Annotated in this window: 12 protein-coding genes; 1 reads left to right on the forward strand and 11 read right to left on the reverse strand. The window is 42.6% G+C overall.

The genetic code is table 11. The annotated features are described in order from the left end of the window. Positions 1–45: 45 nt before the first annotated feature. The 8 genes from AC1DLI_RS17640 to AC1DLI_RS17675 all read right to left on the reverse strand — a co-directional run bounded on the left by AC1DLI_RS17640 (position 46) and on the right by AC1DLI_RS17675 (position 12,351). Complete coding sequence (locus tag AC1DLI_RS17640) at positions 46–1,035, reverse strand: aldo/keto reductase (protein WP_477604740.1); 990 nt, start codon at positions 1,033–1,035, stop codon at positions 46–48. A 219-nt stretch (positions 1,036–1,254) separates the two neighbouring features. Then, positions 1,255–4,524: a carbohydrate-binding protein gene (locus AC1DLI_RS17645; protein ID WP_477604742.1), complete on the reverse strand. Its 3,270-nt coding sequence runs from the start codon at positions 4,522–4,524 to the stop codon at positions 1,255–1,257. A 317-nt stretch (positions 4,525–4,841) separates the two neighbouring features. Further along, positions 4,842–6,125 carry a glycoside hydrolase family 125 protein gene (locus AC1DLI_RS17650; RefSeq protein ID WP_477604744.1) on the reverse strand — a complete coding sequence of 428 codons (1,284 nt, stop codon included), beginning with the start codon at positions 6,123–6,125 and terminating at the stop codon, positions 4,842–4,844. Positions 6,126–6,228: 103 nt separating this feature from the next. After that, positions 6,229–7,116: a carbohydrate ABC transporter permease gene (locus AC1DLI_RS17655; RefSeq protein WP_477604746.1), complete on the reverse strand. Its 888-nt coding sequence runs from the start codon at positions 7,114–7,116 to the stop codon at positions 6,229–6,231. Positions 7,117–7,125: 9 nt separating this feature from the next. Next, positions 7,126–8,076: an ABC transporter permease gene (locus AC1DLI_RS17660; protein ID WP_477604748.1), complete on the reverse strand. Its 951-nt coding sequence runs from the start codon at positions 8,074–8,076 to the stop codon at positions 7,126–7,128. A 96-nt stretch (positions 8,077–8,172) separates the two neighbouring features. Beyond that, complete coding sequence (locus tag AC1DLI_RS17665) at positions 8,173–9,807, reverse strand: extracellular solute-binding protein (RefSeq protein ID WP_477604750.1); 1,635 nt, start codon at positions 9,805–9,807, stop codon at positions 8,173–8,175. 176 nt (positions 9,808–9,983) lie between these two features. Next, a complete protein-coding gene (locus tag AC1DLI_RS17670; RefSeq protein WP_477604752.1) occupies positions 9,984–11,630 on the reverse strand; it encodes a sensor histidine kinase in 1,647 nt (548 codons plus the stop codon). After that, positions 11,599–12,351, reverse strand: coding sequence for a response regulator transcription factor (locus tag AC1DLI_RS17675; protein ID WP_477604754.1), 753 nt, complete (start codon positions 12,349–12,351; stop codon positions 11,599–11,601). Before AC1DLI_RS17675 ends, AC1DLI_RS17670 begins: the two co-directional genes overlap by 32 nt. A 121-nt stretch (positions 12,352–12,472) precedes the next feature. On the opposite strand from AC1DLI_RS17675, the gene AC1DLI_RS17680 reads away from it, so the two are divergent. Next, positions 12,473–12,607 carry a hypothetical protein gene (locus AC1DLI_RS17680; RefSeq protein ID WP_477604756.1) on the forward strand — a complete coding sequence of 45 codons (135 nt, stop codon included), beginning with the start codon at positions 12,473–12,475 and terminating at the stop codon, positions 12,605–12,607. 94 nt (positions 12,608–12,701) lie between these two features. On the opposite strand, the gene AC1DLI_RS17685 is transcribed toward AC1DLI_RS17680, so the two are convergent. Genes AC1DLI_RS17685 through AC1DLI_RS17695 form a run of 3 tightly spaced genes read right to left on the reverse strand, consistent with a single transcriptional unit; the run spans position 12,702 to position 16,934 of the window. Continuing rightward, positions 12,702–15,101: an alpha-L-arabinofuranosidase C-terminal domain-containing protein gene (locus AC1DLI_RS17685; RefSeq protein ID WP_477604758.1), complete on the reverse strand. Its 2,400-nt coding sequence runs from the start codon at positions 15,099–15,101 to the stop codon at positions 12,702–12,704. After that, on the reverse strand, positions 15,098–16,006 hold the full coding sequence (locus tag AC1DLI_RS17690) for a family 43 glycosylhydrolase (RefSeq protein WP_477604760.1): 909 nt from the start codon (positions 16,004–16,006) through the stop codon (positions 15,098–15,100). The genes AC1DLI_RS17685 and AC1DLI_RS17690 overlap by 4 nt, the downstream gene beginning before the upstream one ends. Before the next feature lie 4 nt (positions 16,007–16,010). Further along, positions 16,011–16,934 carry a glycoside hydrolase family 43 protein gene (locus AC1DLI_RS17695; protein ID WP_477604762.1) on the reverse strand — a complete coding sequence of 308 codons (924 nt, stop codon included), beginning with the start codon at positions 16,932–16,934 and terminating at the stop codon, positions 16,011–16,013. Positions 16,935–17,044: the final 110 nt, after the last annotated feature.

Consider the following 17,044-nt stretch of genomic DNA (forward strand, 5'->3'; position numbering starts at 1 on the left):
TACTTATTCAAGCTAATAATGTCAAAATCCATTAGATTTAAACGATCATCGCATCATAATAGCCCCAACGACCGGATGAGGAACATATGTCTCTTCCAGCGACGCGATTTCTTCTGGTGTTAACGTTATTGAAAGAGCCGCTGCCGCATCTTCGAGATGGGACATTTTCGTAGCGCCAAAAATCGGAGCTGTTACTGGTTCTTTCTGCAACAACCACGCAAGTGCTATTTGAGCGCGGGGAACGCCGCGTTTTTCCGCGATTGCTGCAACCCGCTCTACAATCAATCGGTCAGTATGTGCAGTCGCATCGTATTTAGATTTTTGAGCTTGGTCGGTTTCGGAACGATGCGTTGTTTCCGACCAATCACGCGCCAATCTTCCTGATGCGAGCGGGCTATAAGGAATCACGCCGATTTTTTCTTCCTTACAAAGCAGCATCATCTCTCTCTCTTCTTCACGGTAGATGAGGTTTAAATGATTCTGCATGGATACAAATCGGGTCCATCCATTTTTTTCGGCTACATGCAATGCCTTTAGGAACTGCCATGCGTACATGGCTGAAGCACCAATATATCTTGCCTTCCCAGCCTTCACAACATCATGCAATGCTTCCATCGTTTCTTCAATGGGCGTATTATAATCCCAGCGATGGATTTGATAAAGGTCTACATAATCAGTTCCCAGTCTCTTAAGGCTCTTATCCATTTCACTCATGATTGCCTTTCGGGAAAGTCCAGCACCGTTCGGACCTTGATGCATGCGAAAGTGAACCTTTGTCGCGAGGACAATTTCATCTCGATTGGCATACTCTTTTAATGCCCGACCAACAATTTCTTCGCTTGTTCCGTCTGAATAGATATTCGCCGTATCAAAAAAATTGATACCAAGCTCCAGTGCTTTTTTTATAATTGGGCGGCTGCTCTCTTCATCAAGTACCCAAGGATGAGTCCAACGCTCCGCTACACCAAAGCTCATACAGCCAAGACAAAGCCGAGATACATCCAAGCCTGTATTTCCGAGTTTCACATATTCCATTTCATTGTTCCTCACTTTCAAATAGATATTGTTTCCTTCAGATTTAGTTTACTTCTTGGAGTTAACTCCAAGTCAAGCGATTCTTGCCCACCAGGAAACACCCAACCGCCATGTCGTGTCTTCACTAAAAGGACATTTCCTTGAATGGTACGGATCTTGAAATATATAAAACAACCTCACAGTTTTAGTAAACTGCGAGGTTGCTTCATATAAATTGATCTATTCTGAACTGCTATTTTGCCAAATACCTATTAGTGATTGAGCATCCGAATTCAGAATCGCTTTGGCACCGTCTTTAACGTTATGACTTAAGGCTTTATTATTTAAGTGCTTAATAAAATCCTTCATATGTTTAATCGCATTATTCCGTTTCCCACTATCAAGTTGATGTTGAACCTGAGCAAGAGCATTGGTAAGCTGTGGTATCATCGCTCCACTTATTTCTCCTGAAGCCTTGAAACGAGTTATTAATTGTTTCATGGAATTTACACTAGTTGCAACATTAAATTTAAATGTATGCTGAAGTATGTTGCCTGAGTAATCCTCTATTGCAACAGTAGCCGTCTTATCGCCTAAATTCCCGGCCATATCGATAGCTATACTGTCCTTTTTCTGAGGATCAATCGTATATTGCTTTCCGTCAATTGTGATTTTCGCAAATTTTATAGCTGCTAAGCTGTCTCTTATTTTGAAGTTTAAAGCCATATAATCTTCAAAAGCTTCGCCCTCTTTTAACACCTTTTCGTTTGCAGAAAGTGAAAATGAAGGTAAGTCCTTATCATCAATCATTATCCCCTGTGAAACATTTCCTGACTTATCTACAGTCTTTATTAAGATTGTGTAGCTTGTATTCTTTTCAATTCCTGATATAACAGCTGTTTGTATGCCTCTATTAACTTCTATTACGTCTCCAACCTGTTGTCCATTGTTTAATAAAGAGATTTGCACCTTTTGACCATCGATAGCATATGGACCATCCCAATACAATTTCATATTGTCATCGCCACGAACAATCTGAACATTTTCTACCTCTCCTGGAGCAACATGGTCCTCTTCAGGTACAGGAGGGGGAGTAGGTTTTGTAAATACGGCAGGATCACCGAAAGTGAATTTATCAAAGTTATATAACCAGTCTCCTCCTTTAAATAGTAGGAAAACAATATGCTTACCCGTTACAGGAGTTGTAACATCTGCCGAGACAACCTTGAAGTTCTGCCAACCGCCTGTTCCTGAAACCGTACTTGTAGCTATAACAGGGCCATTCATGCTGTCAATTCTTACTTCAATCGTACCTCCACCTGTGTCTGTTGCTGCATTAACGGTAAATTTAGATGGGCTTGTGCTTCCAAAATCAATATAATTATACATGGCATATGGTTTATTAGGACCATATATTCCCGCCAGGTAGGTTTGGCCTCCGCCATTTTCTGTACCGAAACCTACACCGCTCGTATAATTTTCAGCCTCAAGCTTGCCATAAGCGTCCTTTGCTTGCCCTTTCACTGTTGAAAAAGTGAACCAATCCAAATTAATAGGGAAGTCGCTTTCATTTGTTCCATGGAAAACGAGATATAGATCATGAATACCTACTGCTTTGGTATCATCTATATTAGACATGATGTCAACCCAATTATCCCAATCTCCTAAAGCCGGAATCCCTATTACGCCTACAGTTGGTCCGTCCAGACTGTCCAGCTTAACTTCAATCGTGCCGCCTTGATTACCGCTTGTTACATGAACGGTAACACCTGCGGCGCCTGTTCCAAAGTCAATTCCTTTATAAGAGGCATAAGCGTTGTTATGAATGCCTTCTAAAAATCCGCCGTCCGCATTTTTACTTAAGCCTGAACTGCTGTCGAAATTTCCAGCCTTAAGTCTTGCGTATGCATCTGTTTTCGTTGGATCGGTTGTGGTGAATTTAAACCAGTTTAAGTTAAATAAATATTGATCATTTGTTTTTGTGAAGGACAGATATACATCATGTCTTCCTGTTACAACACTTGGGTTTCCTTGATCATCCTTAAGAACCGTAACGGCATCCGTATAATTATTCCATCCGCCTGTTCCTTGTACGTTCAAGGTGCCGACTTTAGGGCCATCCAGGGAATCTAGCCTTACTTCGATATTCCCCCCGCCTGTTCCACTTGCAGCTCTAGCAATAAATCCAACTGCACCGGTAGATCCAAAATCGACATTTTTATAAGCCGCATACATTCCGGGCTGAATGCCTCCCAATTGCTTGGATCCCTCCGTGCTGTCCTCCATAACGAATCCAGTACCGATATTATACTTTTCCGCTTCTATTTTTTTGTAAGGATCTTTAACCGCATATTGGATAGCCACATCTTGTGATTCTAGAACAGTCAGCGCTTCAACAGCACTGGATGCTGACCAAGAATCATAGGTTCCGGCATGCAGCTGCCCTGCCCAGTTTCCATCTATGATATTGTCAGCATTTCTGTTGTTCCATGCCATTTGCGCATTGAAGGCAAGCCAGTAGTTTAATTGTTCACTAACCTGTTTGTATGCACTTTCGCCTCTCTCATTTAAAGCATCTTGAAGATAAGCCATATTACGGATTAGTATCGTTTTACCGCCCTTTAAATCCCCGTTCGGCCCTTCATAGTTCAACAACTGGTTTGCGTCAACTAAATGATTTTTGGTGAAATTAGCGGCTTTCACTGCATCATCAAGATAAACCGTACTTCCTGTTATTTGATACAATCCTACTGCTGCACCAATGAAAGTACCCTGGTTGTAATGCGTGGCATCAGGGACAGCACCTCTTTCAAGCTCTATACGGTCAAATACTTTGCCATTGCCATCCGTAAGCATCGTCTTGCCCCATTTATAGATACGGATAGCAGCATCTAGATAATGGTCATCCCCAGTAATGTTATACATAAAAACAGCTGCTTGTGCTGCCGGGAAATTAATGCAGGAATTTTTTGTGTTATGCTCACTATTCATCCACCAGATGCCGCCGTTTGCAAAGTTGTCATCCCATTGCGTATCGTATACAAAATCAAAATAATATTTAGCTTTATCCAAATATTTTTGATCTTTCGTTATTTCATAAGCTCTCGCGGACGCCATTGCCCACCACATGATGTCATCATTAAAATGATTGTTTGTCCAGTCATCTCCATACTTAGCTACTGTACCATCGAATATATCGTCAATCTGAGTTCTAAGCTTTGCTTTCAAGGTAGGATTTGAAGTATGAACATACGCATCCATTACCATCTCCCAAAGCTCTGCTTCCACCCAGAAGCCTTGATAGCTGTCACCGTGGTTGGAATTTGTCCAAAAATACTTTGACTCGCTATCCCAAAACTTTGCGTTAAACGCCTCCATAGCAGTGTCCGCATCCGATGAAGTAAATGCATATGCTTTTGTACTTCCAATGGAAGACATTGAAGCGAAAATTAAGGAAAATGCCAAAGATAACACTAATAACGCAGATAGTTTCGTTTTTTTCAGTGCCATAATCGTAATATTACCTCCATTTCAATATGAGTTTTATCAGGTCGGTTCGATATACACTGCCCAACGCGTCAAGAAATGTACTTGTTGAATATGAATATGGAATGCCGGGTGATCGTCCTACTGAGAACCTTCGTGCATCATCCCCGTTCCAGCTCCGTTTTGTATCAAATCACACGGAGTTTACAAGCCAAGTCTCTCCGTATGACCGCAGCGAGCATATTCGCTATAAAGCGCTTTCATTAACACTATAATATTCATACTAATCTAATGTCAATATACAATTTTGCAATCAAATAATATATTAATATATCATTTGATTAGGACTTTCTGATTTCCAGCCCGCATACACTTAATATAAATTCAACGAACATGGCATTGGACCAAGAAAACCATTCTCTTGTAAATTCGCCCGGATTATCTTTATGAAATCCTTCATGAACCAAACCCGTGCCCGCGTCTGTACGTTCAAACATATCCAGTATTTCGTTCTGCTCTGATTCATCGATAGCGGTCATTCCTTGGATGGATAGAGCGATATGCCAAATGTAATGTTCCGGTGTGTGCGGGCTTCCGATCCCCTTGGCATATTTGCCTTCATAATAATAAGGGTTTCTTTGGCTGAGAATCATCTTTCTTGTATTTAGATAAATCGAATCATCTTTTTTGCAGTAATCAAGATATGGGAGTGAAAGCAAACTTGGTACATTCGCATCGTCCATTATGTTGACCTGTCCTAATCCATCGACCTCGTAGGCATAAACCGGGCCGAATTCTTCATCGTTAACGACAGCAAATTGTTCAATGCCTTGCTCGATATCTTTTCGAATGGACATGATCTCTTGCCCCAGGCTCTGATCATGAATGAACAAATCATTAATTTCCTCCAAGTACTTCAACACCACCACGGCGAACATATTCGAAGGCACCAAATAACCATACTTGCAGGCATCATCGCTTGGCCGGAATCCCGACCAAGTCATCCCTGTATAAGCCACCTCACTGCCTTTTCCATTTCCACCCAAAGTATCTGTGATAGGACAATTCTCTCGTTCAAAGGTGTAGGTTGAATGTTCCATATGATATTGCTCGGTCCGCCAGACTTTCAAAACTAACCGAACCGCTGTTTCAAAATCGGGAGTAAAGTGTCCCGTTTCGCCTGTGTTTTTCCAATATAAATAAGCTAACTGAATAGGATAACACAATGAATCTATTTCATATTTTCTTTCCCAGATCCATCCTGACATTTCAGTCTTATCATTTTGATGCCCTTTAGCATTATCATACTCATTAAACGCATTGGCATATGGATCTCTTAAAATCGATTGATATTGGGTTTTCAATACCCCTTCGATTATTTTCTTCAGGTCGGTATCCTGTGCCGCCAGCATTAAATAAGGCCTGAGCTGATTCACAGAATCTCTCAGCCACATGGCCGGAATATCTCCGGTCAGCATGAATACTGTTCCATCCTCATCATGCCGGTGAATGGTCGTTTCCAGCGTATTCTGATAGCAGCTTTTGAACATCTGAATGATTTTAGGCCGGTCGGACATTCTTTCGCTAACGTATTGAATAATCTTTTCTTCCGTATTGTTTTGCATGATCATTCTCCTAAATATGATTGATGGTTTGCTTATTCAAAAGATCTCGGATATATATACCATTCCTACTTGAAAGATTCCTATCAAATCCCCAGTCTATGAACTATTCCTTTACCGATCCTAAGACGATTCCGTGAATAAGATACCGCTGAAGGAATGGATAGATTAATAAAATAGGAATCATAGAAACCAGAATTTTTGCCGAGTTTAAGGTGACGTTAGATACCTTATTAAACTCCTTAAGCTGCTCGACCGTAAGATTCTGTATTTGGTCCCGCGTCAGGCTGAGCTGCTGAAGATAGGTCTGCAGAGGAATTTTCTCACTATCGTTTATTAAAATAATTCCGTCAAAGAAATTATTCCAATGGCCTACAATGGAAAATAAGGCAATGGTAGCTAAGCTTGGCAATGAAACTGGAAGATAAATATGAGTTAATATTTTGAGCGGGCCCGCTCCGTCCATAAATGCGGCCTCTTCCAGCTCCTTTGGAATTCCTTTAAAAAAATTCATCAGCAATATGACATTAAATACAGGGACGGCTCCGGGTAATACTAATGCCCAGATGGAATTAATCAACCCCAGGTTACTAATGACCATAAACCAAGGAACAATACCGCCGCTAAATAACATCGTAAATATGATAACCCACATGTATACATTTCTAGATTTGAAATGCTTTGTACTTCTGGATAGCGGATATGCCATTAATATGGTCAGAATCATATTCAGGCTGACTCCAAGAACCACCCGCTCCACCGAGACGACAAATGCCTTCCAAAATTTCGTATCATTTAATATCTTTTCGTAGGAGGAGAAATTAATATCTACGGGGAGAAAATAAACCTCTCCTGCATTCACGGCTGTACTGCTGCTGATCGAAATCACGATCGTATTAACCAACGGAACGACTGAAAGAAAAGTGATCATTAACAATGCTGTTATGATCAGTATATTTACAAACCTGGACCCCAGGGCTTTGGATTGTACCATGTTTACCTCCTAAAAAATCTTATACCCGGCGTATTTTGCAGCTAACTTATAGGAGAGAATAATTAAAACAAAACTGATGACAGATTTCATTAATCCAATGGCTGTGGCAAACGAATACTGCATGTTGATCAGACCCATACGGTATACAAAGGTATCGATGATATCCCCTGTTTCATATACCAACGGATTATATAGATTGAATACCTGGTCAAACCCTGCATTCAATACATTTCCCAGACTCAAGGTGCCTAGTAAAACGATTGTTGGAAAGATGCCTGGCAGCGTTATGCTTCTTATCTGTTTCCAGCGATTAGCGCCGTCAAGCGCCGCCGATTCATATAATGCCGGATTAATTGCCGTCAAGGCAGCCAAATAAATAATAGTCCCGTAACCAAACTCCTTCCACGTATCCGTTAAAATAAGCAGGGGCCTAAACCATGTATTGCTTGCCATAAACATAACTCGTTCCAGACCTAAAAAATCAAGTAAGCCGTTTACCATGCCATCGTATGAAAAAATCATGGACAACATGGTGCCTAAGACAACCCATGACATAAAATGCGGTAAATATACAATAGTTTGAACCGTACTCTTGAAGACTTTAAGCCTTACTTCATTCAATAACAGGGCAAAAACAATAGGTACCAGTAAGCCTAGTAAAATTTTTCCTATCGCAATTACAATCGTATTAATGAAAATTTGCTTACTGTCAGGCAGTTGAAACATATAGGTGAAATTGGCTAAGCCCACCCAATCGGAACCCCATATCCCTTTCGCAGGAATGAATCTTTGAAAGGCCATCACAGCTCCAAACATAGGAACAATCGAAAAAATAAACAGCATGACCATTCCGGGCAACAGCATGAAATGATAAACGATACCGTTAGACCAGTTCCGTTTTTTATGTGTGTTTTTGAGGGTCTTTCCCTCTCTGGTTACACTCATATCCACTTGCGCCATTTTCGCATCACATCCTTATATCTAAAATAGAGAACTCGCTCGCTTCAGCTAAACGAAAATGTTCAGGTGGAGGATGACTCCACCTGATGCTGCTTCCTATTGATTTATCTCTTTGGCAATTTCATCTCCGCCTGTGCGATGCCACGTCTCAACAAACTTATCAAACTCTTCTATCTTCGCTTCACCCATAATAATTTTTAGAATCACTTCTTCTTCCATTTTTTGAAGATTAGCCCACTTCATTTTCATCGTTTCGGTTGTTCCATAAAAACCGCCAGGAATTACTTCAAGGTTCTCATTATTTGCTTCTCGCTGGCCCTCAATACGGGATAGATATTCTCCGTAAGTATTTACATCAATACTATTTCCCTTTTCTTTAAACTCCTGATAAGCACGATAGGACACAATTCGATCTTCCTGGATCGCGGTTTCATCTCCAGATTTATCTGTTTCCATAATGTCTTCATAGTAACGCTTTAATACATCGTCATAATCGACTTGCATTGGAATTTGAGTAGGATCGTTATTCCATCTGCTTTTATCTGTTAACAATTCATCCGAATGCTCTTTTTTGTATTGCACGGCATCATCGGTCATGGAATATAAGAAGTCTGTTGTTAAATTAATAGATTTCATAATCGCTTCCGGATGCTTAAATCCTTTTTTCACGACGACGATCCCTCCGCCAATTGGGTCTTGGCGAATCGTCTTAAATTTCCCATTGGCATCTACTGGAGCAGAAACCGCTACCCACTCGGCATTCGGATCTTTTTTAATGGAATCCTTATAGTTTGTATATCCGATCCACCAAGGATTAAATAACATGCCTACTTGACCGTTAATCACCAGAGCTTCTTTTTCTTCGTTCGATCTTACTGCAAATTGTTTATCTATAATTCCCTCTTTGTAATGCTCACTCAAATCTGCTAACGCTGCTTTCATTTCCGGCTGAACTGACCCGTATACGACTTGTCCATCTTTACCCGTAATCCATTGCGCAGGAAATGCTTGATGTGCTGCAAAAACAGGCGTGAAATTCATGGCATTCTGATCCATGACAAACCCTACCGTTTTCCCCGTTCCTGAAGCGTCTTTTTCTACAAAGGTTTTTGCCAAATTCCAGACATCATCCAAGCTTTTCGGTATTTCGGCTCCAACTTTATCAACCCAATCTTTTCTCACCCACAATAGTTGATGCTGATTCCCAATATTCGTCATTGGAAGTCCCATGATTTTGCCGTCTACCTTCACTTGATCCAATAATAAACTGCTATAAGAATCATAAATTTTCTTAATTCCATCGGATGCTGTTTTTTCATAGACCTCAGTCAAATCGGCAATCAGATCATTATCTACCAATTGATTGAAAATTTCCCGGTTGACCAGCATAACATCAGGCAAATCGCCGGTAGTCATCGAAAGGGATAATTTCTGACCCATATCATCTGTCTCCCAGGCTACCTTCGCTTTTACATTCACCCTGCTTTCCACATATCGTGTAGCTAGGTTATCATCGATGGTATCGCCCTCCGGCAAATTATTTACATGATTTGTATGTCGGCCAATCGTAAATTCGACAGGCGTTTCATATTTCCCGTAAGGATTATAATCATTTTCATTGACCGGATTTGCTGTTTCATTGCCCCCATTCTTTGCACTATTACAACCACTGGCCACTAGCAAACTTACACAAGTTATCAATATCATTGCGAATTTCTTGCTTTTCCCCATGTTCATTAGCTCCTTTGCTTATTTATATTTAAATTGTATGCGCTATCACGAATAGCGTATATGCAACATTTTTCTTTTCTGTAGCACTTTCTAGTGTTCCATCTTCCTTTATCGACAATACAAAAAAACCGCTGTACGCGAAGTACCTCGGTTTTCGGGATGAGCAATCTCCTGCATCAAGAAAGCGGAATCGTTAGCGTGACTGTTGTTCCCCTATTGGGCTCACTTTCAATTTCCATCCCGTATTCGTTGCCATAATACAGCTTGATACGGTCATTAACATTCCTTACGCCGCAGCCGCCGTTATCCGCTGTTAATTGCTGCTTTTGTTGCTGCAGGGACATGCCCACGCCATTATCGCTTACAATCATTTTGATCTCCTCATTCTCGGGATACACTGAAATGATAATTTGATTACCCTGAGCATTCGGTTCGGCGAATCCGTGTATAATGGCATTTTCCACGATAGGCTGCAATATGAAATGAATGATCGATAGATTTAGAATAGATTCGTCTATTCTGTAATCCACTTCAAATGTTCCATCATTCATGATGTACTGCAAATCTAGATATGCTTGAATATGCTTAATCTCATTTTCAATCGTAACCATATTTCTGCCTTTATTTAAGGTTGATCGATAGAACTTCGCCAACGTGGTGACCATATAACTCGTTTCTATATCTTTCTTTTTTAACGCCCGCCAATGAATAAAAGAGAGGGTGTTATATAAAAAGTGAGGGTTGATCTGGCTTATGAGCTTGTTATAATCACTTTCCTTTTTGGCGATTTCGGCCTGATACACTTGAAAAATAAGGCTGTTAATCCGCTCCAGCATTTTTCCGATTCCATTCGTGAGTCCACCAAATTCATCCTTGGACGCACTTTGAATAATTACATCTAGATTGTTTTGTTCAACTTTATCTACTTTATTTTTCAAATGGATAATCCGTCTCGTGAAATTGTTTGAAAAGATGTAGATGAGAAAGAAGGTGATAATTAGACTGAGCAAAATAACAAATACGGTAATTTTAAAAATGGCAAATGCATTAATATATGCGTTAGCGTTAGAGAGATAATAATGGATCGTCCATTCGATATTTTTCAAATTACCACTTATTTTCAAGGGATAATCAGATAAAGCGACCGGAGCTGAAAGTTCCTCTGGTAATTTTTCACTAAAAACAATTTGCTCTTTATCGTTCTCGATATTTACAAAAATATATTCCGACAGCTTATCCAGATCTGAAAAAATACTATCATAATTAATTGAAATCACCATAAAATTGCTGTCTTTGAAATTACTGATCAGCTCTTGGACCAAATATACACTTCCGTCATATACGACCCATTGTCTTCCTCTAAACCCGTCATACCAGGGCTTATTTTTCAACTCGCTTAGCGGCAAAATATTTTCACGGATGCCAAGTAAATCTCCTGACGTATAAAAAGTGATTCCCTCGATATCATCATCCATTAATTTGATATGCGAAATCATGGGATCCACTTTGTCCCTAAAATCGAGGTACATAGCAAAATAATTTTCTTCGTAATTATTAATAAATACATTCGAAAACTCTCGATTGAGCACCATGAACTCGCATAGCGTATTATATCGGTTAATTTTATAATCAAGGATGTTGGAAATCTGGTTTAAGCTTGAAGCCGCTTCACTTTTTAATTCTTTGATCTGCGTTCTATACGATTGGATAAAGGAAATTAGCCCCAATAAAATAATTGGAATCAACGCGATAATGAGGTGTGAAAGCAATAACTTGTTGCGGAATCTGATATCATTGAACTTTTTCTTTATCAGATTGATCATAAGCGATACCGTTCTCTCTATATTGTAATGGGCTGACATTATATTTAGATTTAAATAATCTGCAGAAATAAGAAGTATTTTCAATGCCTACAAATACCGCTATATCATTTATTTTCATATTTGAATGGATTAGCATATAGTTTGCCTTGCGCAGCCGATAATCCGTTAAATACTTCGAGAAATTCACACCCGTTTCTTTTTTAAACAAAATGCTCAAATAACCCGGAGAAAGGTATACTTCCTTAGATACATCTGATAATGAGAGATCTCTCTGGAAATTATCCTTCACTATTTCCTTCACTTGCTTGATAACCTTCGATTCCTGCGTTTCATGCTCAGGATTATCCTTGCATGGACTGAACTGTGTAATATCTTCCATCGCCTCCAGGAATTCATCAACTGCCAAAGGCTTTAACAAATAGTTCACTACCCCTAATTTGATCGCACTTTTAGCATACTCAAACTCATCATAACCGCTGCATATCACGATTTTCAGATTTTCCTGCGTTTTCTTGGCAATCTTGCTTAATTCCAAGCCATTCATCATTGGCATCTTTACATCCGTAATCAGGATATCTATGGATTTCCTATTTAGAATGCCTTCGGCAACTAGACCATTCTCAGCTTCCAGCACATTGAAAGGAAATTTGTACTGAGCGATCAAATTTTTTATGCCTTCCCGTTCTATTTGTTCATCGTCAACGATAAGAACATTAAACATGATGTCATCTCCTCTATAGAAATGATTTATAAATTGCAGTTCATTATATCACAATTTTGGAAAGTGCTTTCAATGATAAAATGCTAGATGCAACTAGCCGTTCTAGAAAGAGATAGAGAGAATGAAGTCATTGGTGCTTCGCCATGCGGGTCTAAACCTGGCTGAGGCAGCCTTCGGAAAATGGCGTGGCAAAATGATGCCAGCAAGCGCGGGCACCTCGTCTGAGACGTATCATATTTATCATAAGAATGAGTGATTTCCGGAATTTCCATTTCCACAAAAAAAGTAACCGGCCTACTTCGCGTGGCCGGTTACTTCTGCTCAATAGTCGTTATATCAGTTCAGACAGCTTATACCACTGGCATTTTGACTCTGAATACGGTAACGGAGTGTGCTGGAAACTCATGTAAAAAGCTGCTGCCTTCGAACGAGAAGTCGCGCTGAACCGGCACAATCTTCTGCGGCTGCTCGAAACTGTTCTCATCCTTAAGCGAATGACCCGACAATTCGTAACTTTCAACGAGGCGTCCGCCTGCCTCCGGCAAATCTTCAAATGCGATGTCCGCATATACGGTAACGTCCTGCATATTGACGACTTTAACGATTGTGTCGCCAAAAGTGTCATCTACGCTTGAGGAACAGTAGACCGGCTGGATTAGGGGCAGCTTATCCTCCGTATCATGAATGAGCTCATCATTAATGTAGCTGCGAATCTGTCTTCCCGATACTTCGAGCGCGAGCTCATAGGTGACGTCATTCTCGACGGTGAACAAGCTCTGGGTTAAGCAGGAATTGCGACCGTTGACTCGGGAGCTAATCATGGAATCTTGATTTTGCCAGCCGCTAATTTCCCAGAACAACCGGTTATCATCGTCCGCACGGCCGAACGATATTACGAATCCTCTTGGTCCGTCGGTTCTCTTAGCCGTCATGGATAACGTATAATTGGTCCAATCTGTTACGCAGAGATGTTCCGACTGCTTGGCTGTGCCTTCAAGGCGAGCTTTCTCCGTATCCGACAATTCGGCCGTCCAGCCCGCGAAAGTGCGCTCCTCACCTGAATCGTTATTCACGATCCTGACATTCGAATATATAACGCTGCTGGCGTCCGTGCCCAGCTCGATAGCGCCATTTATCGGCATCGCCTCGATGCCTTGCGGCTTCTCGAAGCCGCTMGCTTCGATACGAAGCAAACGGTCGCCTTGATGATGCATGAATAACTTCTGTACGTAATAGTTCGCCGTTCCGAACACCTCATGGTTGTTGAACCAGATAAGGTCAGGCTTCCAGTTCACATAATCGACGTTGCAGAGCATAGGCGCATAGCAAGCTAGTCCAACCGCATGGGCATTACGCTCCAAGCCGATCATGAATGCCGCTTCAGCGAGTGCATTATAATAGGTGTTGCCCCACGAGGCGTATTCTCCCAGAAACACCTTTGGTTCATCAGCCTTGAACCCGTCATACCGATCGAAGTTGGCAAGAAACCACTCCGGAGATTGATAGTAATGCTCGTCCACTAGATCGGAGCCATTCTCTTTCGCCGACTGCCAGCCTCGCTCATATTCCCCCCCGGCCGCGAACGGACCGCTGGAATTAATGATTTTCATCGTCGGGTACTTGGCCTTGATCGCTTGGTGGAAATAACTGTACCGCTCGAAGAACGGTTCACCGACCTCCTCGTTGCCAATACCGATATATTCGAGTCCGAACGGTTCTGGATGACCGAGCTCGGCACGGATAGCTCCCCATTCCGTTGAGAGATCGCCAATCGCAAATTCGATTAGATCAAGCGCATCGTCGATCCACGGACCTAGTTCGTCAATCGGAACGATCCGTTTATGATGCGGGTCATACCCGCCTGGCAAGATAGGAATCGGCTTCGCGCCGATGTCTTCGCAGAATTGGAAGTATTCGTAATAACCTAATCCAAGCGTCTGATTATACCGCCAATTGTTCCGTCTAGAAGGACGCTGTTCAACTGGACCGATTGTGTTCTTCCAACGGTACATCGAGTTGCGATCATCTGGGTTAAGCGAGCCGTCATGAACGAGGCATCCACCTGGAAAGCGCATGAACTTCGGCTTCAGCTCTGCCAGCAAGGTTGCAATATCTTCCCGCAGCCCGTTCGTACGTCCTAGGAACGTCCTAAGCGGGAATAACGAGACCATGTCTACATACAGGCTGCCCGAGCCGCCTGTCGTAATCGTCAGCCTGCTGCTGTAATTGGTTTCATCCACAGATATAAGAGCCTCGTATTTTCTCCATTTGGACGAGTCCACCACAACAGTCGCTTCCCCGTGAACAACTCCTGCCTTACTTTCAATCGCAATGCGCACCGGCTCACTGAAGCTCTCATCACGCCTCGCGTAGAAGGAGAATCGATAGTCTTCCCCTACCCTAACCGGAATCCCCGAATTAAAGCCTGAATTTGCGATTCCCACTCCATCGCCTGCCATATGAATAGTAATAACGGCGTAATGCCTGTTACGTTCATTCATCGGCTGTGAGTCCTCAATCCTGAGTTCAGCCTGTCCGCCGCCTAGCTCGACCTTCTCCCAATTGGTCAGCGCATGGAAGTCCGGGTGATCGATCGGATCAAATTCGAACGAACGGTTGCGAACTAGCTCCGCATAGAGCCCGCCGTCTGCCGCATGGTTCAAATCCTCGAAGAAAATGCCGAACAAATCGCCGAGTTCAGCACCCCGTTGCTTCGTATGTATCGTAAGCTTTCCTTGTGCCTCACTCATTTGAAATTTCCTCCATCAACCGATATCCAGTGGTCTACATCAACGCTTGGCTTGCCATCGTTGAAATCGATTTTACTAATGCAAGTTTCGCGCAATACAGTACTCGAAGGGTCGATAAGCCGGTGATAGCATAAATACCAGTCGCCTTCATACTTCGCCATGGATGCGTGGCCCGTTCCGGTGTAAAGGTCGGAGTGCCGCGTTACGCGGTTATCCTCAGGCGAATCATAAGGCCCGTAAATGTGGTCACTCGTAGCGTAACAGATTTGGTATCTCGGATCGCGGGTATCGTAGTTGCTCCAGGTCAGCATATATTTCCCGTCTACCTTCTGCATATGCGGCCCTTCGTTATATATGCCGTTATCGAACACGGCCGGATCTTTGCCGCGAAGCTCATACAGCTGATTGGACAACAAGACTGGCTTAGTTTTAAACGAAATCATGTCGTCCTCAAGCGGAACGATCCAGCACTTTCCTTGACCCCATAACAAGTAAGGCTGATTCTCTTCGTCAACGAACAGGTCGGCGTCGATGCTCTGACAATCGTATTCGTTCTTCTCGATTAATGGCCTGCCAAGCAAATCCTTGAACGGCCCAAGCGGCGAATCGGATACGGCAACGCCGATCTGCGCCTCCGCAGAGAAGTACATATAATACTTGCCTTTATACTTGTTAATGCCGGGAGCCCATGCTCTTGTCTTTGCCCAGCTGACCTCGGTCAAGTCCAGCGCCAAGTACGGCCCTTCCCAGTGAATCAAGTCCTTGCTGTGGAAAACATGGAACTTCTCGTATAGCCATCCATCGCTGTCCTTCGTCGGATACAAATAATAGTTTTCTCCGTCTTGAAACAGGAACGGATCAGCCCATTCGCCGATCAAGGTAGGCTGTTGCAACTTCTTCTCCATAAAATTATYCTCCATATCGTTCTAGCAATCTATCGTATTCCAGCTTGGTAACGGGTATGACCGAGCCATGGCGCGGCGAAGCTGGCAAGGAGTAGTCCTCGGGCAACGACCATATGCCGGAGCTCAAATCCGTCGTTTCGAGTGGAATGTAGCCACGATCCACGTATTCATCGATAAATGCGTACCACTTGTCTTCTGTGTTTGACTTGAAAATTATCGGCCCTTCACCTTGGCGTAAATAGGGCTGTTCAACGCTGCCATTTATAAGCTTAAAGCTCGGATCGTAGAAAGAGCTGCCTGATTCCAACATGATGTTTTGCCCTTTGCTAATCCGATACACGCTGCCCTGGGCTTCAATCATCGTCGTGTCGATGACCGAATACCCGTAATCCATGTATACTTTCGGCTTGCTGAACGTTACAAAATCCTTTGTCTCGGCTGCCATCATACGATGGTATCGATCGGTATCCGGAAGACTGCCGTCCAGCATAGAAGCCCAAAACAAGTAATATACGTCCGAGCCGCTATCGCGGAATACTTCCGGTGCCCACGTGCAGCCTGCCCCCTCCGGCGCTAGCTCCACCATCGATTGATTTGACCAATCAACGAGATTCGAAGAGTTCCATATCATAATCGAACGGCTTCCTGCCGTGACTGCCCGATTCCAATCGCCGTTGCTGTGTATCCGCAGGTCGGTCGCAACCAAATAGAACGAATCGCCTTGCGGCGACCGGACGATATAAGGGTCCCGTACGCCTTTCTCCCCCATCGTAGAAACAAGAACAGGCCGTCCTCCGTTCAGCTCTCTCCAAGAGAGCGCGTTATTGCCTTCACTAAGCGCAAAATATACTTGCTCCCCATCCTCATATCGCTCGCCCTTGAAATAAGCGAACAAATACCCCGTATACTGCTCCAAGTTAGCAACCATTGGTTCCACTCATCCTCATAGCTGAAATATAATCCATAATAAAAGTATTATCCCACCCTATTTTCCAACTTTATTGCACAATCGTAAATGATGTATGATAGGTATTAACT

It is taken from the genome of Paenibacillus sp. 01T443 (genome assembly GCF_056398325.1).

Excerpts from the sequence above, each read along its gene's own strand:
- AC1DLI_RS17640 (WP_477604740.1), bottom strand. The coding sequence starts at position 1,035 with ATGGAATATGTGAAACTCGGAAATACAGGCTTGGATGTATCTCGGCTT.
- AC1DLI_RS17645 (WP_477604742.1), bottom strand. The coding sequence starts at position 4,524 with ATGGCACTGAAAAAAACGAAACTATCTGCGTTATTAGTGTTATCTTTG.
- AC1DLI_RS17650 (WP_477604744.1), bottom strand. The coding sequence starts at position 6,125 with ATGCAAAACAATACGGAAGAAAAGATTATTCAATACGTTAGCGAAAGA.
- AC1DLI_RS17655 (WP_477604746.1), bottom strand. The coding sequence starts at position 7,116 with ATGGTACAATCCAAAGCCCTGGGGTCCAGGTTTGTAAATATACTGATC.
- AC1DLI_RS17660 (WP_477604748.1), bottom strand. The coding sequence starts at position 8,076 with ATGGCGCAAGTGGATATGAGTGTAACCAGAGAGGGAAAGACCCTCAAA.
- AC1DLI_RS17665 (WP_477604750.1), bottom strand. The coding sequence starts at position 9,807 with ATGGGGAAAAGCAAGAAATTCGCAATGATATTGATAACTTGTGTAAGT.
- AC1DLI_RS17670 (WP_477604752.1), bottom strand. The coding sequence starts at position 11,630 with ATGATCAATCTGATAAAGAAAAAGTTCAATGATATCAGATTCCGCAAC.
- AC1DLI_RS17675 (WP_477604754.1), bottom strand. The coding sequence starts at position 12,351 with ATGTTTAATGTTCTTATCGTTGACGATGAACAAATAGAACGGGAAGGC.
- AC1DLI_RS17680 (WP_477604756.1), top strand. The coding sequence starts at position 12,473 with ATGAAGTCATTGGTGCTTCGCCATGCGGGTCTAAACCTGGCTGAGGCA.
- AC1DLI_RS17690 (WP_477604760.1), bottom strand. The coding sequence starts at position 16,006 with ATGGAGAAGAAGTTGCAACAGCCTACCTTGATCGGCGAATGGGCTGAT.